Raw genomic sequence first — 20643 nt, forward strand, 5'->3', positions numbered from 1 at the left:
GCGGCCCCCTTCGCCCCACTAAATTGTCTGCGCTCGCACTCGCCGCACTCGGAGTCGTGTTCGGCGACATCGGCACGAGCCCCCTGTACTCGCTGCAGACCATCTTTGCGCTGCATAACGGGGCGGTGCAGCCGACCGAGCGCGACATCCTCGGCATCATTTCGCTCATCACGTGGTGTCTCATCATCATCGTGTCGGTGGCTTACGCGGGGTTCATCCTCCGCGCCGACAACGATGGCGAGGGCGGCATCCTGTCGCTTGCCGCGCTCATTCACCGCAAGCTCGGCACCGGCACGGGGCGCGCGAGGGCCGCCCTGGTGCTCTCGGTGGTCGGGGCGTCGCTCTTCTTCGGCGATTCATTCATCACGCCCGCGATTTCGGTGCTGAGTGCGGTCGAAGGCCTCGAGACGGTGAACCCGCAACTGACCACGTGGATCGTGCCGCTCGCGCTCGTCATCCTCACCGTGCTCTTCGCGGTGCAGCGCTGGGGCACCGGGGTGATCGGTCGGGCGTTCGGCCCCGTCATGATCGTGTGGTTCGTCGTGCTGGCGCTGCTCGGCGCGGCCCACATCCGCGAAGATCTCAGCATCCTGCGCGCCGTCTCCCCCACCTACGCGATCGAGTTCGTGTTCGCGAACCCACTCATCGGCTTCTTTGCGCTCGGCGCGGTCGTGCTCGCCGTCACCGGCGTCGAGGCGCTCTACGCCGATCTCGGCCACTTTGGCCGGCGCCCCATCGTGCTCGCCTGGTTCGCGCTCGTCATGCCGTCGCTTCTGCTCAATTACTTCGGGCAGGGCGCCATGCTGCTCGCCGACCCCTCGACCGCATCAAACCCGTTCTTTCACCTCGCGCCGGCGTGGGGCCGCATCCCCCTCGTTATCCTCGCGACGCTCGCCACGGTGATCGCTTCGCAGGCGGTGATCTCGGGGGCGTTCTCGGTGGCCCGGCAGGCGGTGCGACGTTCGTTGCTACCACGTCTCCGCGTCAAGCACACGTCACGGAACCACATGGGGCAGATCTACCTACCGCTCGTGAACTGGGTGCTGTTCGTCGGCGTCGTGCTGCTCGTCGTGACATTCCGGAGTTCGACCGAACTCGCCGCCGCCTATGGGCTCTCGGTGACCGGCACGATGCTGCTCGAACTCTCGCTGTTCCTCTTGCTCGCACACGCCGTGTGGCAGTGGCCGACCTGGCGGGTGGTGCTGCTCGGCGCGATCATCGGCGGCCTCGAGTTGCTGCTCTTCGCCGCGAACGCAATCAAGATTGCCTCGGGCGGTTGGGTGCCGCTCGCCATCGCGGCGGTGTTCATTACGATCATGCTGACCTGGCGCCGGGGTGCCGAAGTGCTGTTCGGCAACCGTGCCAAGCTCGAGGGGTCCCTGCCGGAGTTCGTGAGTGGGCTGCGGCGGGATGCGGTGCAGCGGGTTCCTGGTGTCGCGGTCTACCCGCACGGCAACCCCGAGACTGTCCCGCTCGCACTGCGCGGCAATGTGAAGTTCAATCGCGTGGTGCACGAGCACGTCGTGATCATCACGATGGTCCACGTCGCGGTGCCCCATGTGGCTCGCGCCGACCGCATCGTCACCACCCCGCTCGGCGACCCCGACGACGGCATCGTCCAGGTGCTGTATCGGATCGGCTTCAACGACTACCAGGATGTGCCGCGGGCGCTGCGTCAGGCGATCGACCACTCGCCGGAGTTGCACTTCGCCCCGGAGGACGCCATGTACGTGCTCTCGGTGTTCCGCATCGAGCCCGGCCGCTCGCGAGTGATGGCCCGGTGGCGCAAACAACTTTTCCGCTGGCTCGAGCGCGGTTCGGCGAACCGCACCCATGTGCTGCACCTCCCGCCCGAACGCACGATCATCGCGGGCGCCGAGGTCGAGTTTTAGCCGCGCCGGTCGAGTTTCTCTCAAGGTGACTGCGTAGCCTCGCGAGCACCAAGCGTTCGGGCGCCCGACCCGACGTCGAGGCGAACGAAGGAAGCACATGTCACAGCTCGACTCGCAAGACATCATCGACTTTCCCGGCACGCCCACCGTGGTGGTGCGGGTCACCGACTACCCGGTGGCTGAGATGCCGCAGTTCATGGACCCGGCGTTCACCGCGCTCGGCGAGGCGATCTCGGCCGGCGTGTTTGTGCCGGTCGGACCGGCCTTCGCACGACACGAGTACGTGCCGACCGAGACCGCCTCGTTCGAGGTTGGGTTCCCGGTCACCGCGCCGCTGCACGAACCCGTGACGTTCGGCGACTACGAGGTCGTTCCATCAGAACTGCCGGCCGGTCGCACCGCCATCGCGAAGCACCGTGGCGGCTACGACTCGCTCGGCGACTCGTGGGGCGCCTTCATGCAGTGGGTCGAGCAGCAGGGGCTCACCGCCGGTCTGCCGTTCTGGGAGGCCTACGACACCGAGCCCACGCCCGAGATGAACCCCGACGACCTCATCACGGGGCTCGCGGTTCCCGTCTCCTAGTTCGCGGCCGCGGTCAGCTGCCCGGCAGGGTCGTTGCCGCAGGTGCAATAGAGCTCGAGGCCGTTGAGCAGGATCGTAATTTCGGTCTCGAAGTCGTCATCGGCGGCAATCGAGTTCGCCTCGGCCTCGAGCGGGTAGCCGCCCCCGAGCTCGAGGCGCATCTGCTCGCGCCGCTCGTTCTCGAGGTGACGCTGGCGCCCGAGCGACGCGCGCCCCGAGAGCCAGATCAGGATGATGTTGCGCGCGAACCGGGGCGCCACCCCGGCTGTCTGCGCGTACGACAGGAGCATCTCAGCGAACTCGAACGACTCCTGGCCGAGCCGAGACTGGTGTTGAAAGAGGTCGAGTAACTCGCCCGAGTGCGTCTTTGCAATGCCTTCAAGCAGGCCGCGCAGACCACAGCGCCCGCATGCAGTGTCGGGCGTCGCGGCGGGCAGCACGAGGCCGAGCTGGCGCTCTTTTGCCTCGTGCCACACCGCATTCATCGACTGAAAATAGGTATAGATGGCGTTCGGCGCCACCCCGAGCTCGCGTGCAACCATGCGCAACGACACCGCGCTGATGCTGCCTTCGCGTTTCAGAACGCGCATCGCTGCGTCGAGGATCACCCGCTGATCAATATCGCCCCGAGGGCCGCGTCTTGTCATAGTTCATCAACTGTACTCATGAGGGTGCATGTATACGTCGCGGCGAGCCGCAGTGCGTGAATGCCTCAGTCAAGGCCGCCTCAGGATCGGCAAGCAGCGTGCGCTGAGGCACCGCTGCAAACCTCAGATTGCGGTTCTGCACGACCATGCTGCCCGGAGTGAAGCTACCACTGGTCCAGTTGCAATATGGAATCGCCCATGCAGTCGGGATGTCGCTGAAGTCATCGCTCACGGTGAGTCAGCCCGAGTCACTAACTCGGACGTCGAACTGGTCGCCGAAGTCCGCGCCGAGCCTTACGGCATCGACCCGAGATGCGGCATCGAACCGTGCGAGCCCGGTGCCTTCGACACCCGGTAGCGCATCCTTCTCGGCACGGAATTGCACGGTCGAACCGCCCCGATTTCGACGTGGCCCGACCGCACACTCTTCCGTACCGACCATTTGATCTGTAGAATTGACTGCATGTTCGAATTGTCAGCTCCCAAGCACCGTGCTGGCGCCCGCGAATGGGCCGCGCTCGCGGTGCTCGTGCTCGCCGTGACGCTGCTCGCAATCGACGGCACCGTGCTCTCGCTGGCCGTTCCGTCGCTCAGCGAATCACTGCATCCCACCGCGACCCAGCTGCTCTGGATCGGCGACATCTACTCGTTCGCCCTCGCGGGCTTGCTCATCACGATGGGGAACGTCGCCGACCGCATCGGACGCAAGAAACTCCTGCTGCTCGGCGCGCTTGGCTTCGGCGTCGCGTCGGCGGTTGCGGCGTTCGCGCCGACCGCCGAGGTGCTCATTGCCGCCCGCGCGGTGCTCGGCCTCAGCGGCGCGACCCTCATGCCGTCGACACTGTCGATCATTCGGCACATGTTCCGCGTGCCGAAGCAGCGCACCCGCGCGATCGCCATCTGGTCGGCCGGTGCGGCCGGCGGCGCTGCCCTTGGCCCCCTCGTCGGCGGCTTCCTGCTCGAGCACTTCTGGTGGGGCTCGGTGTTCCTCATCAACATCCCCGTCATGATCGTGCTCGTCATCGCCGGCGCCTGGCTGCTGCCCGAGTCGAAGAACCCGACCGCGAACTCGATCGACGTGCTCTCGTCGGTGCTCTCGATCACGACGCTCGTGCCCATCATCTACGCGATCAAGGGGCTCTTCAGCGGCGACTTTGGCGTGATCGCCATTGCGATGCTCGTCGTCGGGCTCGCGAGCGGCTGGTGGTTCATCCACCGGCAGCGGCACCTCGCAACGCCGCTATTCGACCTCGAGCTCTTCAAGGTGCCCGCGTTCCGCGGCGCGGTCGTCGCGAATGGCCTGTCGATCTTCGCGCTCAGCGGGCTGCTGTTCTTCTTCTCGCAATACCTCCAGCTCGTGCGCGGCCTGGAGCCGCTGCAGGCGGGGCTCGTCGAGCTCCCGGCGATGGTTGCCTCGATGATCGTCGTCGTGTTCGTCGGCATGTTCGTGGCTCGCCTCGGCATGGGTGGCAGCATCGGCATCGGCCTGCTCGGCGCCGCCCTCGGCCTCGCGGGTATCGCCGTCGCCGAGGGACTCGAGGGCTACGTCGTGCTCATCGCAGCGCTCGTCATCGCCGGCTTCGGCATCGGGCTCGCCGCGACCGTCTCAACGGACGCGGTGGTCGGCTCAGTCCCCCGAGCTCGCGCCGGCGCCGCCTCGGCGATCTCCGAGACCGCCTACGAGCTCGGCGTTGCCCTCGGCATCGCGATCCTCGGCTCGATCATGACCATTGGCTACCGCCAGCGGCTGCCCGACCTCGGCGAATTGCCGGGCGACACGCAGCACGCGGTCACCGAGTCGCTCGCGGGCGGACTCGAGGCGCTCGGCGACACGAACGCCGGCCTCGTCGAGCAGCTGCAACATGCGTTCATCGGTGGCATGCAGTTCACGGCACTGGTCGCGGCGGGTATTCTCGTGGTCGCCGGCATCAGTGCCTGGCGCACGATCCCTCGCAAGTTCGAGGTCGACGAGCAGACCGGCACGATTGAAGTGGTGACGCAGCGGTGACGAGCGAAACAACACGTAACTCCGAGCGTACGCGGCGAGAGATCCTGACCGCAGCGCGAGACGAGCTCAAGGTGCGAGGCATGGCCATGTCGCTGCAGCATGTCGCGACCACCGCTGGCATCTCGAAGAGCGGCCTGTTGCACCACTTCGCGAGCAAGAATGAGCTCCTCCTCGCTGTACTCGAGGAGTACCTCGTCAACATCCGTCAGGGTGTGCGCGACTACGTCGATCTCGCCGAGAACCGCCCCGGTAAGACGCTCCGGGCGTACGTGCGAGCCCTGTGCGATCCGGAGTCGACGCTGCGGGTGGAGTTCGGGAACTTCGCCGACATCAGCATGCACCTCGGCGATGTCCAGGGCGTCGACGCTCTGGAGGAAGAAGACAACCTCTACTGGCGGGAATTTCTCGCGAACGATGGGCTCGACCCCGACCGCATCTTGCTCGTGCGCTATGCCGCCGAGGGCCTCGCGAACGCGAGCTGTTATGACCCCGCCGTGTTGGCCGAAGATCTGCCGCGCGCGCTGCCCATGCTGTTGCGCATGACCGAGGAGTAGCTACTCGCCGCCCTACTGTGTGAGTTGTTCGGCGAGCGGGACGATGATGCCGCTTGGCCCGCGCAGATACGTGAGCAAGAGAATCTCGCGGTAGTTGGCGAGACCGCGCAGTGGCGTGCAGCCGTGCCAAGCGGCGATCGCGCGCGGTCACCGAGGGTTCCCACAGGCATGCCCTACACTCTCCGCGTGACCACCGAAGCAGCTGCCGCACACCTGGCCGCGGTGGATGCTGCCGTCGAGTTCGCGATTGAGCGGCGTGGATTGCTCACGGCCCGCGACCTTGCCGACCACGCCGGTTACAGCCCGTTTCACTTCTCACGGCTCTTTCTCGCCCGCACCGGAATTGGTCCCGGGCAATACCTCTCTGCCCTCCGCATCGACGCGGCGAAACGGCTGCTGCTCGCCGATCGCGACCCCGTGATCGACATCGCGGCGGCGGTCGGCTTCGACTCGCTTTCGAGCTTCAGCCGCCGGTTCAAGGAGTCGGTCGGCGTCGCCCCGGCGCGACTGCGCCGACTCGCCGACGAGGTCGCGGATCGCCCGCCGAGGCCGTTCGCGCTTGTGCCGGATGCTCCGGCGTCGGCCCGCGTTCGGCTCGAGTTGCCGGCGCAGTTCAGCCCACGCGGCGATGCCAGCGTCTGGATCGGCTGGTACCCGCAGCCCGCGCCGATCGGTCTGCCAAGCGCAGGAATGCTCGCCGCCGGAGTCCCGGAGGTCTCGCTGCCGCTGGCGCCGAGCGCACCGTACTTGCTTGGGTTCGCGGTCGAGGCGCACAGCGATGCACCCGAGCAGCTCGTACCGGCGCGGCCGATGGTCGCAGTGCATCCGAGCCCAATCACCGGGCCGTGCGAGGTGACGCTTCGCTTCGCGGCCGCAACTCCCGGGCAGGTGCCGCTGCTGTCGGCGCTGCCCGTGCTGTGTCGACACGTGCACAATTAGTGCCCAGGCGTGGGATGTCCGCACTTTTGGACAAACTTCGCCCGCACCACGTTCATACAGTGGGCAGCAGAGCGCGGCACCGACGCCGCGTCGCACCCCACAGGAGGAATCATGGCTCGCGCACTCGGCACCTCGACATGGCTCGACCTCGGCTCGACCGATTTGGCCGCCGCCAAGGAGTTCTACACCGGTCTGTTCGGTTGGCATTTCGACGACGCCGGTGAGGAATTCGGCCACTACAACATGGTCTATAGCGGCGAGACCCTTGTCGGTGGCGCCATGGACGTCGCCGGCATGACCTGCCCGGCGGGCGACCCACTCCCCTCGTCGTGGGGCGTCTACCTCGCCGTTGACGACGTGGATGCGCGGGTCGCGACCGCGGTCGAGCACGGCGCCACCGTCGTGGTCGAGCCTGGCGATGCCGGCGACGCGGGTCGCTTTGCCGTGATCCTCGATCCGACCGGAGCCGCGATCGGACTCTGGGGTGCCGGCACAATCGACGGCTACGAGTTCACCGGCAACCCGGGATCCCCCGTGTGGTTCGAAGACATGAGCCTCGAGTTCGACCGGTCGAGCGAGTTCTACACGAAGGTGTTCGGCGCCAACCTCGTGCCGATGGGCGAGCCAATGGAGGGTGACGGCTTCCGCTACGCGACGAACGGCACGCCCGACAGCGCAACCTGGGGTCTCTGCGACGCTGCCGGTTTTATGCCCGCCGAGGCCGCGGGCTGGCGCATCTACTTTGGCGTCGAGGCGAGCGACGCGGCCATCGCCCGCGTGCAGGAACTCGGCGGCAAGGTGCTTGACGGGCCGACCGACTCGCCCTTCGGGCGCATCGCCACGATCGCCGACCCTACCGGCGCGACGTTCCAGATTTCGGCTATGAGCGAGGCCGTCCCCGAGTCCTAGCCCGACTCGCTGTTGGGTCGCTCCGGCGCGTTAGGTGTCGGGGCGGCCCAGCGCCGCCAGGCCGGCCCGGCGCATCCGCTCGGTCATGGCGTCACCGCGCGAACGGTCCAAAGTAGACGAGCGCCGTGTTCACCGCGGCGATCACGCCGAAGGCGATACCCCACCCGAGGTTCGTGACAATGCCGAGGGGACCACCCCGGCGCCGAGAATGACAATTCTCAGCACGACCTCGAGCGCGGGCACGTCGAACACCGATTGTGGCGAGACGAAGAGCGCCCTCAGGGCGACGGCAACCACCAGCACGGCGACGAGGCCGATCCATTTGTGCAACAGCGGACCGCCGGAGCCGAGCTGCCAGCCCCAGATGCCAAGGCTCACAAAGGCGACCACCTCGACGAGGAACGCCACGATGTCGTTCGCGTTGACGTCGCCCATGTCGCCCCCTCGCTCGGGTGTCTTCCCGCGTCGGGTGATCCTACGTTGGCGGGTAACGCGCTCCCAGCTTGCTACGCCGACACCGCCACCGTGGCCGCGCTCCGCATGCGCGCGACGAGATCGTCGAGCCAGGCGCCGACGTTCTGTCGGGCTTCGAGTGTGTCGGGGAATCGGCAGCGCAGGTGAATTCCGGCGTGGTCGGTAATGAACCAAATCATCACGCCGTCAGCGCGAATTCCGGCGCCAATGTATTGCGCATCGAGCACCTGCGGGTCGAGCGACACCGGCAGGCGGCGCATGTCGAGCCACGACACCGCAAACATGCCGGGCACCTCGGGCATGCCGCCCCAGGGCGCCATGACCTCTTCGAGCGGATGCGAGCCGAGGCGCAGCGACTCCTTGATCGCGGCCGAGCAGGCGGCGGGGTCGGCGTCGTCAGACTCGAGAATCGAGTTCGTGATGAACCAGCCGACCGAATCGTGCCAGCGCTCTTCGTACCGGCTGTGCACGGGGAACAGCACGCGCAGCGGTACGCCTGCCAGCGACCGGGTCGTGCTCGTCATGGCCGAGATGGTCAGCGCGAGCGCCGAGCCCCCGCGTTGCCTCGCGGTGTTTGAGAACGCGACGAGGCCGTCGTGGTCGAGCACGTCGCGCACCACGACCCGCTCGGGCTGCGGCGCGGGCGCGCCGAGCGGCAACGGGAAGGCCGGCATGCCGCCGTTGCCGGCGTCGATGAGTTCTCGCCAGCGCGCGTGAATCTCGGCGGGCGCGGCCGGGCGGTCGCACAATGCCTGCGTGTGCTCGGCGAACGCGGGGGCGTCTATGATCGTCGGCCGCTGCCCAGAGTGCACTTCCGCGAGCGCGTCGAGCAGGTCGCGGACGACGACGAGCATCGACCACATGTCGACGTGCGTGTGGTCAGACGCGATGACGAACGTCGGCCCATCGGCCGTTTCGATCACGCAGAGGCGGTGCGATGGCCCCGACAGGGGGCGGCAGTGCGCATCCAACACGCCCTGCAGGGCCGAGTTCATCGTCTGCCCCGGCGCGATCTCGTGTTCGACCCAGGTGCCGGGGCCGAAGGACACCTCGTGCAGCGTTGGCGTGCCGGTGCCCTCATCGACGAACGCGGTGTGCAGCGTGCCATGCGTCGCAACCACGGCCCGCCACGCTTCGGCGAGCTCGTTGCGATCGACCTGCTCGGTCAGCCGAAACGTGATGCCCATCCATGAGCCCGCCCGGTCGCCGAGGCTGGCGTGCCGCGCCTGGTCGAAGGATGCGGGCAGGGCGCGTCCCAGCGCCGCCACCGGAAGTTCGTAGCTGTGCAACGGTCCGAATGGCAGGTTGAGGTAGGACACGTGCGTGAGACGCATGGCGCTACTATATGCGCAACACAGCGTGGGTAGGACGGCGGCGAAATGCACAAGTTTGAGGTTGACGGGGCACGCCTAGCCTGGGCATTTAGCGATGAAGACGGCCAGCCGGTGGTGCAGTTGCACGGCCTCACGTCGAGCCGTTCGCGCGACCGGGTGCTCGACCTCGACCTGGGCCGTGGGCTTTCGGGCACCCAGCTGCTCCGCTACGACGCGCGTGGCCACGGTCATTCGACCGGCCGCCCGGTGCCCGACGACTACCGCTGGACCACGCTCGCGGACGACCTGCTGCGCCTGCTCGACTACTGGTTCCCCGGCGAACAAGTGCACGGGGTAGGCCCGTCGATGGGCACCGGCACGCTGCTGCACGCCGCGGTACGCGAGCCCGATCGCTTCAGCGGCTTCACGCTGCTGCTGCCGCCCACCGCGTGGGAGACCCGGGCCGAGCGGGCCGACGAGTACGAACGCGCGGCGAAGTTCATCGAGCAGCACGGCGTCGCGCGGCTCATCGCGGCGCACCGCGCGATGGAGCAACCGCCCGCGTCGGTCGGCCACCCCGACAGCGTGCCGCACGTGAGCGAGGCGCTGCTGCCTTCCGTGTACCGCGGCGCCGCGTTGAGCGATCTGCCGACGCCCGAGCAACTCGCGACGCTGTCGCAGCCGACGACGGTGCTCGCGTGGATCGACGATCCGGCGCATCCCGTCTCAACGGCCGAAGCGCTCGTCTCACTCATGCCGAACGCGACGCTGCAAATCGCGTCGACGCCCGAAGACGTGCACGGCTGGCCCGCCGTGCTCGCCGCGGACGTCGCGCGCGAGCACGATGCGGTCGCGAAGGGCGCAGCCGCCGGCTAGGTGTTCTTCCCATTGACGTTGTGGACGCGGTCGATGGGAAGAACAGCTAGATTACGCCGTTGGCTGCCGCTGCTATAGCGCCGTTCGCATCCGAGCCGCAGGCGTCGAGAGCACACCCGCCAGCTAGCCGGGGATCCCTCCGGCCCGATGGCAGCTGCCATCGACCGCAATACCTACTGAGGTCTCAGATGGATCCCGGTAGTGCGGTGTAGCGTCACAGAGCAAACCGATGGCGCTCTGCCCGGAGGGGTCGGCACCTGTGAGCGCCGCCAGTGAGGGATGAGAACAGGCGATGCCGCACTACATCATTTACTTCAACCAGCAGTGGGTCGGCGAGCACAGCCCCGAGTGGTTTGCCGAGCGGGGCCCGCTCGCGGCTGCCGCCGTCGAGGAGATGCAGCAGGCCGGGGTGCTCCTCTATGCCGCAGGCGTCGACGAACGATTGGATGCTGCGGTCACCGCCGAGCCGACCTGCGCCGGGGCGAAGATCACGAACGGCCTCTTTGCCGCGTCGGAGCAGCACCTCAGCGGGTTGACGCTCATCAATGTCGCGGACGACGCGGCGGCCGCCGATTGGGGCGGCAGGCTCGCCGAGGCGTGCGGCTGGCCGCAACAGATTCGCCGCGTCTTCTGACGGAGCTAGAGGATGAGCGTCGTGGGTTCGGGGGGGGGCTCGCCCTCGTGCGACCAGATATAGATCTCGTCGCTGCCCGGCAGTAACACGAGCGCGTCGCCGCTGCCGTCGCCCGCGATGGCCACCACGTCGGCCGGGAATTCGTCCCACTCTCGGGCGGCCTCGGTCTCGCGCACGATGTCGTTCGCGGTGCGACTCAGTCGCTTGCGATCGCTGTCGTCGCGCACCGGGTGGAGGAACCAGCCGTCGCCGTTGTGGTCCTCGGCCTCGCCGCCGTTGTCCGCGAGCAGTCGTTCGCGCAGGGCCGTCGGGAGTGACCGGCCGAGCGCGGTTCCGCGGCCGCGATCTTGTCTTCAGATACTGGGAATGCCATCGTCAGTGCCTCTTTCGATCGGTTGGGACGAGGTGCATCACGCGGTCACTGTAGCGAGGCCGGGTGACTTGAACGGTGACGCTTCAGGACTGCGCGACTGCCGCGAGCTGGTCGGCGACGAAACCCCATCCCTCGACGAGGCCGAGCTCATCGTGCCGGGCACGCGCCTGTTCGTCGCCGTGGCGAGCGGTGATCCGGTAGAGGGTGCCGTCGGCATGATCCTCGAGAGTCACCTCGCCGGTGACCGCGACCGGCATTGGGTTCGCGGGGCGCAACGTGCTGTCGACGGCGTTCGTAAACACGATGCGTTCCGCCTCGTCGACGACGAGAAACGCCGCGTCCATGTGCGGCGTAAAGGTAAGGCCGTCCTCGCTCATCGAAGTCACGAATCCTCCGCCCGCATGCGGCGCAAATGATTCGACGCGGCACTCGTATGGTTCGGGAATCCACCACTTCGCGAACAGCTCTGGTGTCGTCCACGCTTTCCACACCGCCGCGCGGGGCGCATGGATGACTCGTTCAATAACCGCATCAAGTTCAGGATTCATAGTTGCTCCGTGTCTGCCTGCCGCAGGCACGCAGATGGGCTGCTGGCAGGCGCGATCAACGTCGACGCTAATCACCACACCCGAGTGTCTCCTCCAGTTGTGTCGATACGTTCTACGGCATGAGTAGCCAAACTGATTTCCAGTCCGACGCTACCGACTTCTTCCAGGGCTATGGTCATGCCCCGCTGCGCCGGGATGCCCCCGCCATCGCCGACTTTTACGGGGTGCCAGGACTCATCGAGTTCCTTGACAACGCTGTCGCAACAAACACGAGTGCGCTCAGACCCGGGGCGGCTCATCCGCGAAGGTCCACCGGCTGTTCGGGTACAGAAAGGGCGCCCCTGGCCCCCGCGGCACCGGGCCGCTCTCGCCGCTAAACCGCATCCCGTGGAACTTGTAGCCGCTGCGCCAGACGTCATCGTGCACCTCGGTGAGAAAGACGACCGCCTCGGCGTACCGCAAATCGGCAAAGGCATAGACCTGCCAGATCGAGCCGAGCCCGAAGCGGCCGACCCACGAGTCGTCAATGAGGTCGGCGAGGTCTGCCTCGTATTCGACGCCGTTCGCCGCGACGTAGCGCACGCGCAGGATCTGCATCCCTTCACCGTCGTCGGTGTTGGCGACGACACGGGCCGGTCTGGGCCGACGATCGAGCGCCGGCAGCCGCCCCCGAGTCTGCAGCCACATGCCAACGATCAGCAACAACGCGAACCCGACGCCCCCCCCGATCACCGTGAGCCACAAGCCCGCCCCAGGCCCATCCATGAAGATAAGCGCGACTCCCGAGGCAAGCGAGATGACCAGGCCGCCCCAGGCGATCGCCGCGACCGCCTGCCCCGCCCAGACGGTCCTGAGTTCGCCCGACGAGTAGCTACGCAAGGCTCGGAGGAGCCCGAGCAAGGTGAGGACGACACCGAGCACGATGCCGAACCAGAACAGTGCGGCGAGGCCCCAGCCCACATTCACTAGTAGGAGGACCCCCGCAGCCACGAGCAGGACCGCTCCTACAAGCAGCGGAAAGACCGGTTCCTTCCACACCGGCGGCCTGTCGTCGCGCTCGTCCATCCGAAACTCCCCACCCCGAAGTCAGTTCGTTGCCGCCGCAGCTTTCGTCGGTGCGGCGAGGACGCCGACGCGACGAAGCTGCGGGCATCCTTTCACGGCGAGGTCACCAACACCATGACCGTCACGACGACGGCAGTGCGCGGGCGAACCGGATGTGCCAGATTGGACGCATATGAGCGCGAGCGTGGGGTGGATGGAGCGGCATCAGGTCGCGCTCTACGTCGCAGCCCTCGGCGCGGGCGCGGCCATCGGCCTCCTCTGGCCAAGCGTGGCCAGCCCCGCCGAGCTGGTGGTGCAGCCCATCCTCGCGCTGTTGTTGTACGCCACGTTCCTCGGCATCCCGATGCGCCGGCTTGGGCGAGGGCTTCGCGACTGGCGGTTCCTGTCGACGGTGCTGGTGCTGAATTTCGTCGTGGTGCCGTTCGTGGTCTGGCCGCTATCGCGCATCGTCGCACACGACCAAGCGGTGCTCGTCGGCGTGCTCATGGTGTTGCTGACGCCCTGCATCGACTACGTCATCGTGTTTGCGGGGCTCGCGGGCGGCGACGCTGAACGGCTATTGACCGCTGCCCCGATGCTCATGCTCGGGCAGATGCTGTTGCTTCCCGCCTACCTCTGGCTCTTCGTCGGGCCCGGCTTCGCCGAGCACATCGAGCTGCGGCCGTTCGTCGACGCGTTCGTGTTCATCATCGCGCTGCCGCTCGTGGCCGCCGCCCTCACCCAGCTCGCCGCCGCTCGCTGGCGGGCGGCGCGGATGCTCGACGCCGCCGGCAAGTCGGCGATGGTGCCGCTCATGGTCGCCACCCCGGTCGTCGTCGTGGCGTCGCAGATCAGCGGCGTCGGTGCGCGACTGAGCTCGCTCGTCACGGTACTCCCCCTGTTCGTCATCTTCGCCGGTGTCATGGTGCCGATCGGGATGCTCGTCAGCCGCGTCGCGGGGCTCGAAACTTCGGGGCGCCGCGCCGTGGTGTTCAGCGGTGCAACTCGGAATTCCCTCGTGGTGCTGCCGCTCGTGCTCGCTCTGCCGGCGGCCTTCGACCTGTCGCCACTCGTCGTCGTCACGCAGACGCTCGTCGAGCTCGTGGCCATGGTCGTCCTCATTCGGCTCGTGCCACGCCTACTCCCCGAGTCGAAATCGAGCTCAGCGATGCGCGATCATAGGTAGCGCCGGGCACGCTGCCGTGGCATGACTCTCAGAGAGGAACACGGCTTGCACCGGTGGCTACTGCTGGCTGGCGCGATTGTCGCCGAAGTCACCGGAACCCTTGCACTGCGCGCCGCAACAGAGCACGCCGGCTGGATCGTGCTCGTCGTGGCCGGCTACGTCGCGGCCTTCTCCTTGCTCGGCCTGGTGCTGCGCGCGGGCATGCAGATTGGCGTGGCCTACGGCGTTTGGGGTGCAACGGGCGTCGCGCTTGTCGCGGTGCTCGGCTACGTCATCTTTCGCGAAGCCCTCAGCGCAGGCGACATCATCGGCATCGCCGCAATCATCGCGGGCGTCGCGCTCGTCGAGTCCGGATCGCGCCCGCCGAGCGATCTCGAGCCTTCGGAGGAGCTCGGATGAGCTGGGTCTGGATGCTGCTCGCGATTGCGAGTGAGGTCACGGGCACCCTGTCGATGCGCGCGAGCGACGGGTTTCGCAAGAAGCGGTGGCTGGTACCGATTGCGCTTTGCTACCTCGCCGCATTCACGTTCCTCGGCCTGACACTGAGTTCGGGCATGCACGTCGGCGTGGCGTACGGCCTCTGGACGGCGATCGGCATCGTGCTCGTCGCGGTCGCCGCCCGAGTCATTTGGAAGGACCTCTTGACCCGAAGGATGCTCGTCGGCATCGGCCTGATCGTGGTCGGAGTCGTCCTGATCGAGGCTGCCTAGCTTCGGTTTGCTGCGACGAGCCGCCGGGATGCGTCATTGTCCTGTCGCCAGCCGTAGCCCACGATGGTGAACCGCGTCGCAGGTCTCGGCGGTAGTTTGGTGCGCGATGAGCACACAGCAAGAGCGGACAGTTGACCTCCTGATTTCGCACAGCCAGATCCTGATTCGCGCTCGCGCCTACGACGAGAACCTCTCGCAGTGGGGCCCCGGCAACGGTGAGCAGGGCGCAGTTCTCCACCCGGACTATCTCATCTTCGACCCGCTGCCAGACGAAGCCTTCGGCGCATTCGTATACCTTCGGCGCGCGGATTCCTTTTCGCCAGACCCGAATGCCGCGCGGAGCATTGTTGCGCCCATCGTTGTGGCCGCCCCCTCGGCCGTCGAGGTCGCATCCGCGGCCGAGGAGTTTGCCGTTGACCTGGGACTCCAGGCCGGCAACCATTCCGTCTTTTTCGAGGTTTGCGAGGGCGACGAGGAGATCTACTACCGATTCACGCTGGTGCCCACCGCCACCCCAGAGGCGCCGCGGTTCCTCCTCGACGACGAATGGGACGGCACGGCCGGAGCACCGCTGCAGTTCGGCATCTTCTGATCTGAAATCGTCGTGCGGCGGCACTGCCGCTGACTAGCGATGGCCGAGCAGCTCGGCCTGTTGCTGGAGCAGCGAGCGCACGCTGACGACGACGATTCCCGCCACGAGGAACACGGCGCCGAGCGTCAACATGACGACGCCTGCCCAAGTCATCGCGATCGCGTCACCCTCAACGGGTGGATTGGTCACAAACCGGTGCATCGCCACGACGATGAACGCACCGAGCGCGATGAAGATCGGCGAAATGAAAAACAGCCAGAAGATGGCGCCGGGCGTCTGAAGGCGCGGCTTCTGCTCGGCCGAAGTGCCCTGCGGGGTCGGGATAGTCACACGCGAACTCTACCCGGGCGTCCGTACCGCGCCCCGCCGGGCCGCGCCTCGCATCCGCTGCGTTCGACCTAGTGAGTCGTCGGGATCCCGGCTCATTTGTTATCGCGTTGGCCGGATGCGGTGGTCGGCTTCACAAGCGCGTCGGTCGGGGCGTTGCCTGCCCAGAGCCAGTGGTAGCCCCAGAACAGCAGCACGGCGGCTGCGAGACTCGTCACGATGAGGGTGTTCGTCTGCACAACGCGGGCCTCGCTGCACGCGAGGTCGGCGCGAGCATCATTAAGGTTCATCTGCAGGATCACGAGGTCGTACGCCTGCCGATTCGGGTCGCCGGAGAGCTCCCGCCCTTCATCGACGATCGGTGGGTCCCAGCGCGCCGAGCCCGCATACGAGCACGGCCACGTGCTGTAACCGCTCTCGGCGTTATCTGAAGCGATGCGAATTTCTGGCGTTCGAAGCCACGTGAACAACACGACCGCGGTCGCGGCCACAATGAGCAGGAGGTACGCGCTGCGCTTCCAGAGTCCGCCCTCGCCGAGCTGCGGCTTTTCGTCGGTCATGCGTCTCACTACTCCCGGTGGGGCTCGAACAATTCCGTTCAGTCTTGCGTAGGCGCCGGCGGGCGCACGAATCTCGGCGAAAATGCCACTCCGGGGGATGCGAATTTTTTTGAGCAGCCCCGCACTCCTCCGCCTACGCTGGGCGAATGACCGCGCGACCCGATGCCGAGTCGAAGCTGCTCAACCCGAGTTCGGCAGCCTCGATCTCGATGATCTTGCTCGCGGTGACCGGGCCCATCGCGCTCGGCGCGACCACGATCGACGCTCCGGTCGATCATCCGCTGCTGTATGCGCCGTTCTATTACTTCGCTACGACGTTACTTGGGCTCATCGGCATCCCGATCGTGTTTTGGGCCGTCGCCAAGGTCGCTGGTCGACGCGGCGATCCAGCCCACGGCTGGAATCCCCTCGCGTTCGTGTTCTTGCTCGCGCTGCCGGTAACGGTCACGGCCGGCGCACTCATCGCAGGGCCTGGTCTCGCCGTCGGTTTCGCGGCCAACAGTCTCGGAGCATCCATCGGGCTGCTGTGGTTCACACCGAAGTCCGCGGGCGCAGCCTGGCCCCGGGCACTGTTGTTTTGTGCTTCGCTCGGCGCCGTTGTCGCGGGCGTGCTCTGGACGGTTCAGGCCGGCCAGGCCGTCGCCGTTTGAGACCTCGCGCGTCGCCGTGCACTTCGTTACTGAAGTCGAGTATGACCAGCTTCAGTCGTCCGAGTCGGCTTCGACGACGTAGTCGCGAGCGATTCCCGCCGTCTCGCGACCCCACTCGCTCACTCTTACCCGGGCCTGATGCGCGTCGAACGTCACCCGGTTCGAGAATCGCTCCGCGACGGTCCAGACCAGCGGATCGTCGGTTGCGTCGACGTCAAAGCTCAGGCACCCGGGCTCGGCTCGCGACAACTCGACGTGACGAGGCAAAAATCGCCGCACAATCGCTGCCTGCCCCTCGTCCTGGCAGACGAGCCGGCCAGTCAGACGGATGTTCCCTCGCTCGCGAGCCAAGGACTCGTCGCGGGCGTTCGAGGTGGCCGGGGTTATCGCATCCGGCTCGGGCAGGCCCGGTGTTGTCATGTGAGGTCTTCCTCGTGCTTGTGGGTCTCTCGATCACGGAGGCCGTCGATGAACGCCTGCGCCGCTGGGCTGGGGTTGAAGTCGCTCCAGGCTAGGTACTCAATGCGAGACGGACCAGCGGTGATCGGAATCGTGCGCAGATCTTCGGCGCCCTTCGGGATGACCGCCGGCGCGAGCAGCGCGATCACGAGCCCCTCCCGAACCAGGTCGAGCATGAGGTCGGGGGTCATGGCTTCGAACACGACGTCTCGCTGCACTCCCGCGGCCCGAAACGCAAGGTCTGACTGGATGCGGCCGGGAGACCCCTCGGGGAAGTCCACGAACGACTCGTCGGCCAGTTCCTCGAGTCGCAACCTTCGTCGCCGCGCCAGTGGTCGGCCTTCGGCGACAACCGCCACAAGGCGCTCGCGCGCGAGCACGAGGGTCGCGACTCCCTGCGGCGGGGTGGTCTCCGAGAGCCCGAGCACGGCCACATCCATGCTGCCCGACCTGATCGCTTCGGCGAAGTCATGGCTGCCGCCACTGCGCAGGCGGATGCGCACGCCCGGGTGGGCGCGGTGAAATCGACCGAGCTCCTTCGGAATGTCGAGCACCGTCGTCGTCGGGATCACGCCGACCGTGAGGGTTCCCCGCACTTGCCCGCCCGCGCCGGCCGCTTCCGCCACCGCGCGCTCGGCCGCTGCCAGGCTCACGCGGGCCTGGGCCACGAACGCCGCGCCGGCTGCCGTGATCTCGACCCTCCGGCTCGTTCGCGCGAACAGCTGCACCCCGAGTTCGCGTTCGAGCGCCTTGACCTGGTGGCTGAGGGCCGACTGCACGACGCGACAGCGCTCCGCGGCCCGCGTGAAGCTGCCCTCGTCGGCCACCGCGACGACGTACCTCAATTGCTGGAGCTCCATAGATACATGATCTGCATTCATCGCTGATATCTCAACAATGTCTTGGACTCATGCGGGCCGGTGGATGACGATTGCTTCATGACCACCCCCATCGTCACGTCAGCACCTCAAGCCATCGCGTCCAACCGAGGCGGCTGGACCCTGCTGACCGCGCTCGCGCCGGCGGTCTGGGGCACGACGTACATCGTCACGACGCACCTGCTGCCGGAGGGGCATCCGCTCTTCGCGGCGATGATGCGGGCACTCCCCGCGGGACTCATCGCACTGCTCATCTCTCGGCAACTCCCCCGCGGCTCCTGGTGGTGGAAGAGCCTCGTGCTCGGCGCGCTGAACTTCGGGGCGTTCTTCCCACTGTTGTTCGTGACGGCGCAGACCCTCCCTGGCGGGGTCGCCGCGACACTCGGGGCGACGCAGCCGATTCTCATCGCGTTCCTCGCCGTCATCGTCTTGCAAGAGAAGTTCTCGCTGTGGCGAGCGGGCTGGGGCGTGCTCGGTGTGCTCGGCGTCGCGCTCGTCGTACTCGGCCCGGATGCGGCGATGTCGCCGATCGGAATCCTCGCGGGCCTCGGTGGGGCGGCCTCGATGGGGCTCGGCGTCACGCTGACGAAGAAGTGGGGGCAGCCGAAGGGAGTGTCTGCCATCAGCCTGGCAGGTTGGCAGCTGACCGCGGGAGGGCTCGTGCTGCTCCTGCCCGCGCTGCTCATCGACGGCATCCCGGCCGACATCGACGGCCCAGCGATGGCTGGGTACGCCTGGCTCACCGTCGTCGGAGCGCTCCTGACCTACACGATCTGGTTCACGGGCATCCGCCGGCTGCCCATCACCGCAACCGCCCTGCTCGGGCTGCTCTCACCGCTCGTCGCCGCGGCCCTCGGTGCGCTCATCGCGGGCGAGTCGCTGACGCCGATCCAACTTCTTGGCTTCGCGATTGCCCTCTCGGCGATGTTTGCAGGTCAGCTTCGCGCGAGACCACGTCGGCGACAGACGTAGACTCCCTGCATGGGTTGGGCGGATCGACTATTCAGGCGTAAGGCCGAGCCGACCGACGCCGACCCGGCCAAGAAGTTCTCCGACGTGGGCGTCCCCGAGCTCACCCACCCGAGCTATGCGCGGGCACTAATGCTCGACACGGGTGGCGACCGCACCGCGACCGTTGAGGTGCAGCCGCCGGGGCAAGCTCCGTACCGCGCCGAACTTCGCAGTGGAACTACGCCGGGCAGCTTGGAGGGCCTGGTGATCCGGTGGCACTGGCCCGTCGTCTACGACGCGCAGCAGCCCGATGTCGTGTACGCGCTTGAGCCGCCGTGCGGACCAGACCTGCCGCTGATTTCAGCGGAGCTGCAGGCCGTGCGCGATGCCCGGGACCTCCGCACGGCCACGCTGGCGGAAAAGTATCCCCCACCACCCGCGGCGCAGTTGGCCGTGCTGATGCGGCCGACCGCGTCCGCCGTGCATCCGGCGTGGGATGCCGTTTGTTCTCGCATGGGATTGATGACGACGACCGAGGCGCAAGCCGTGCTCGACAACATCCGGGCCGACGGCAACGGCTGGGATCGCGCGCAGGCCCACCTCTATTCGTGGGGCCCGGATGTTCCAGACGACCTCAGAATGCAGTTCGGCAAGTACATTTCGCACCTGTACTACGTTGCCCCGCAGGGCCGAGAGCTCGACCGGCAATCGTTCTGGACCCTGGGCATCGCCGCGCTCATGCGCGACCTCAAGCCGAGCGAGGTCGAGCCCGCCGTCTTCGAGCGCGTCATGCGCCCGTTCACCGACGCCTGCGGCCCGCTTCCCGACTCGCTGCTCTAGCGTTCGCCGTGCCGACCGGGCGCAGTCGTACTTTCCTGCCACCCGTCGAAGAGCACATCGTCGAGCGCATCTGGGTCAAGCGAATTGTGGCGGAACCGAATCGGTCCGCCGACTCGCCGGTCGAATCCCTCGCCCTCGAGGTGGAGGCGCCGACGCAGCATGCCGCCGTCAGCGCGTGGCGCTGATCCGCAGGTCGAACCAGGTCTGGTCATCGCCGCTGCCGGGATGCTCGATCGCACGTTCGACGACGCCTTCGCTGACGTAGCCGTCGGCGAAGCAAGCGCGTTGCCGACGGCGATTTCCGACGACGCTCGTTGTAATTCCGCACGCGAGCACCGCGATCGTGGCGCCCCAAAGCCACCAGAGCATCCCAGTGGGCTCCGCAGACGAAAAGGTGGCCCAGATTCCGGTCGCGATCGAAGCGACGACGGCCGCGAGCAACAGCGCGAGGCTCGCCAGCAGCAAGAGCATGCCGGCTCGCTCGACTCTCGCCCAGCGACGGATGCGCTGTTTGGTCGCGGGCGTGCGCGCCGACGCCACCCACGCACGGATTTCCTCGTCGCTGGCGATCAGCCCGAAGCCGAAACTGCGCTTGTTCAGGGGTGTCATCTGGTCACCGGCCTACTTCGAATCTCAACGCTGAGGTTGCGTCATCGTAGCGCCATGGCCGGTGAGCGGGGTGTTGCGGCCAACCGA

At 67.1% G+C, this 20643-nt stretch carries 25 protein-coding genes and 2 pseudogenes; 15 read left to right on the plus strand and 12 right to left on the minus strand.

Features of this window, described 5'->3' with window-relative positions; all coding sequences use genetic code 11:
- The first annotated feature begins 23 nt into the window (after positions 1 to 23).
- Together EJL01_RS02860 and EJL01_RS02865 are read left to right on the plus strand one after the other, a co-directional pair.
- A complete protein-coding gene (locus EJL01_RS02860; RefSeq protein ID WP_125106201.1) occupies positions 24 to 1892 on the plus strand; it encodes a potassium transporter Kup in 1869 nt (622 codons plus the stop codon).
- 97 nt (positions 1893 to 1989) lie between these two features.
- A complete protein-coding gene (locus EJL01_RS02865; RefSeq protein ID WP_125106202.1) occupies positions 1990 to 2475 on the plus strand; it encodes a GyrI-like domain-containing protein in 486 nt (161 codons plus the stop codon).
- On the opposite strand, the gene EJL01_RS02870 is transcribed toward EJL01_RS02865, so the two are convergent.
- Positions 2472 to 3083: a helix-turn-helix domain-containing protein gene (locus tag EJL01_RS02870; protein ID WP_164509694.1), complete on the minus strand. Its 612-nt coding sequence runs from the start codon at positions 3081 to 3083 to the stop codon at positions 2472 to 2474. The two genes, EJL01_RS02865 and EJL01_RS02870, sit on opposite strands and share 4 nt — an antisense overlap.
- Before the next feature lie 502 nt (positions 3084 to 3585).
- Here EJL01_RS02870 and EJL01_RS02875 point away from each other — a divergent pair.
- Both EJL01_RS02875 and EJL01_RS02880 read left to right on the plus strand, forming a co-directional pair.
- Positions 3586 to 5130 (plus strand): MFS transporter, encoded by a 1545-nt coding sequence (locus EJL01_RS02875; protein WP_125106204.1) that lies wholly within the window; start codon positions 3586 to 3588, stop codon positions 5128 to 5130.
- Entirely contained in the window at positions 5127 to 5684 is a 558-nt protein-coding gene (locus EJL01_RS02880; protein WP_284690521.1) for a TetR/AcrR family transcriptional regulator, read from the plus strand. The genes EJL01_RS02875 and EJL01_RS02880 overlap by 4 nt, the downstream gene beginning before the upstream one ends.
- A 12-nt stretch (positions 5685 to 5696) precedes the next feature.
- Here the strand turns inward: EJL01_RS02880 and EJL01_RS13200 are convergent.
- A pseudogene (locus EJL01_RS13200) lies at positions 5697 to 5822 on the minus strand (VOC family protein); the annotation flags it as partial.
- A 48-nt stretch (positions 5823 to 5870) separates the two neighbouring features.
- Between EJL01_RS13200 and EJL01_RS02890 the strand changes: the two are divergent.
- Both EJL01_RS02890 and EJL01_RS02895 read left to right on the plus strand, forming a co-directional pair.
- Positions 5871 to 6623, plus strand: a complete 753-nt coding sequence (locus EJL01_RS02890; RefSeq protein ID WP_241209078.1) for a helix-turn-helix transcriptional regulator — start codon at positions 5871 to 5873, stop codon at positions 6621 to 6623.
- A 111-nt stretch (positions 6624 to 6734) separates the two neighbouring features.
- Entirely contained in the window at positions 6735 to 7532 is a 798-nt protein-coding gene (locus tag EJL01_RS02895) for a VOC family protein (protein WP_125106207.1), read from the plus strand.
- A gap of 141 nt (positions 7533 to 7673) precedes the next feature.
- Here EJL01_RS02895 and EJL01_RS02900 read toward each other — a convergent pair whose 3' ends face one another.
- Entirely contained in the window at positions 7674 to 7967 is a 294-nt protein-coding gene (locus EJL01_RS02900; RefSeq protein ID WP_125106208.1) for a DUF2568 domain-containing protein, read from the minus strand.
- 71 nt (positions 7968 to 8038) lie between these two features.
- On the minus strand, positions 8039 to 9340 hold the full coding sequence (locus EJL01_RS02905; RefSeq protein ID WP_125106209.1) for a condensation domain-containing protein: 1302 nt from the start codon (positions 9338 to 9340) through the stop codon (positions 8039 to 8041).
- Positions 9341 to 9385: 45 nt separating this feature from the next.
- Here EJL01_RS02905 and EJL01_RS02910 point away from each other — a divergent pair, with 45 nt between their 5' ends.
- Together EJL01_RS02910 and EJL01_RS02915 are read left to right on the plus strand one after the other, a co-directional pair.
- Positions 9386 to 10195 (plus strand): alpha/beta fold hydrolase, encoded by an 810-nt coding sequence (locus EJL01_RS02910; RefSeq protein WP_125106210.1) that lies wholly within the window; start codon positions 9386 to 9388, stop codon positions 10193 to 10195.
- Positions 10196 to 10487: 292 nt separating this feature from the next.
- Positions 10488 to 10829: a YciI family protein gene (locus tag EJL01_RS02915; protein WP_125106211.1), complete on the plus strand. Its 342-nt coding sequence runs from the start codon at positions 10488 to 10490 to the stop codon at positions 10827 to 10829.
- A gap of 5 nt (positions 10830 to 10834) precedes the next feature.
- On the opposite strand, the pseudogene EJL01_RS02920 reads toward EJL01_RS02915, so the two are convergent.
- The 3 genes and pseudogenes from EJL01_RS02920 to EJL01_RS02930 all read right to left on the minus strand — a co-directional run.
- Positions 10835 to 11146 (minus strand): annotated as a pseudogene (locus EJL01_RS02920) (SMI1/KNR4 family protein); the annotation flags it as partial.
- 139 nt (positions 11147 to 11285) lie between these two features.
- Positions 11286 to 11750 carry an SRPBCC domain-containing protein gene (locus tag EJL01_RS02925; RefSeq protein ID WP_125106212.1) on the minus strand — a complete coding sequence of 155 codons (465 nt, stop codon included), beginning with the start codon at positions 11748 to 11750 and terminating at the stop codon, positions 11286 to 11288.
- Positions 11751 to 12029: 279 nt separating this feature from the next.
- Positions 12030 to 12815, minus strand: a complete 786-nt coding sequence (locus EJL01_RS02930; RefSeq protein WP_125106213.1) for a hypothetical protein — start codon at positions 12813 to 12815, stop codon at positions 12030 to 12032.
- A 172-nt stretch (positions 12816 to 12987) separates the two neighbouring features.
- Between EJL01_RS02930 and EJL01_RS02935 the strand changes: the two genes are divergently transcribed.
- From EJL01_RS02935 to comJ, 4 genes are all read left to right on the plus strand, one after another.
- Positions 12988 to 13980 (plus strand): bile acid:sodium symporter, encoded by a 993-nt coding sequence (locus tag EJL01_RS02935; RefSeq protein WP_125106214.1) that lies wholly within the window; start codon positions 12988 to 12990, stop codon positions 13978 to 13980.
- Positions 13981 to 14025: 45 nt separating this feature from the next.
- On the plus strand, positions 14026 to 14379 hold the full coding sequence (locus EJL01_RS02940) for a DMT family transporter (RefSeq protein WP_125106215.1): 354 nt from the start codon (positions 14026 to 14028) through the stop codon (positions 14377 to 14379).
- Entirely contained in the window at positions 14376 to 14690 is a 315-nt protein-coding gene (locus tag EJL01_RS02945; RefSeq protein ID WP_125106216.1) for a DMT family transporter, read from the plus strand. Before EJL01_RS02940 ends, EJL01_RS02945 begins: the two co-directional genes overlap by 4 nt.
- Before the next feature lie 106 nt (positions 14691 to 14796).
- Positions 14797 to 15282 carry a competence protein ComJ gene (comJ, locus tag EJL01_RS02950; RefSeq protein WP_125106217.1) on the plus strand — a complete coding sequence of 162 codons (486 nt, stop codon included), beginning with the start codon at positions 14797 to 14799 and terminating at the stop codon, positions 15280 to 15282.
- Positions 15283 to 15315: 33 nt separating this feature from the next.
- Here the strand turns inward: comJ and EJL01_RS02955 are convergent, their stop codons facing one another.
- Positions 15316 to 15612 (minus strand): hypothetical protein, encoded by a 297-nt coding sequence (locus EJL01_RS02955; protein ID WP_125106218.1) that lies wholly within the window; start codon positions 15610 to 15612, stop codon positions 15316 to 15318.
- A gap of 92 nt (positions 15613 to 15704) precedes the next feature.
- Positions 15705 to 16169: a hypothetical protein gene (locus tag EJL01_RS02960; protein WP_125106219.1), complete on the minus strand. Its 465-nt coding sequence runs from the start codon at positions 16167 to 16169 to the stop codon at positions 15705 to 15707.
- Between the two features lie 146 nt (positions 16170 to 16315).
- Between EJL01_RS02960 and EJL01_RS02965 the strand changes: the two genes are divergently transcribed.
- The gene (locus EJL01_RS02965) at positions 16316 to 16819 is read left to right on the plus strand and encodes a hypothetical protein (protein ID WP_125106220.1); all 504 of its coding nucleotides are present in this window, start codon (positions 16316 to 16318) and stop codon (positions 16817 to 16819) included.
- 51 nt (positions 16820 to 16870) lie between these two features.
- Here EJL01_RS02965 and EJL01_RS02970 read toward each other — a convergent pair whose 3' ends face one another.
- The gene (locus EJL01_RS02970) at positions 16871 to 17239 is read right to left on the minus strand and encodes a putative quinol monooxygenase (protein ID WP_125106221.1); all 369 of its coding nucleotides are present in this window, start codon (positions 17237 to 17239) and stop codon (positions 16871 to 16873) included.
- Entirely contained in the window at positions 17236 to 18138 is a 903-nt protein-coding gene (locus EJL01_RS02975) for a LysR family transcriptional regulator (RefSeq protein ID WP_125106222.1), read from the minus strand. Before EJL01_RS02975 ends, EJL01_RS02970 begins: the two co-directional genes overlap by 4 nt.
- A gap of 78 nt (positions 18139 to 18216) precedes the next feature.
- Between EJL01_RS02975 and EJL01_RS02980 the strand changes: the two genes are divergently transcribed.
- On the plus strand, positions 18217 to 19128 hold the full coding sequence (locus EJL01_RS02980; protein WP_125106223.1) for an EamA family transporter: 912 nt from the start codon (positions 18217 to 18219) through the stop codon (positions 19126 to 19128).
- A gap of 9 nt (positions 19129 to 19137) precedes the next feature.
- Complete coding sequence (locus EJL01_RS02985; protein WP_125106224.1) at positions 19138 to 19947, plus strand: hypothetical protein; 810 nt, start codon at positions 19138 to 19140, stop codon at positions 19945 to 19947.
- A gap of 168 nt (positions 19948 to 20115) precedes the next feature.
- On the opposite strand, the gene EJL01_RS02990 is transcribed toward EJL01_RS02985, so the two are convergent.
- Positions 20116 to 20556 (minus strand): hypothetical protein, encoded by a 441-nt coding sequence (locus tag EJL01_RS02990; RefSeq protein WP_125106225.1) that lies wholly within the window; start codon positions 20554 to 20556, stop codon positions 20116 to 20118.
- Positions 20557 to 20643 lie beyond the last annotated feature (87 nt).

This window comes from Gulosibacter massiliensis, assembly GCF_900626105.1.
GTDB classification, from domain to species: domain Bacteria; phylum Actinomycetota; class Actinomycetes; order Actinomycetales; family Microbacteriaceae; genus Gulosibacter; species Gulosibacter sediminis.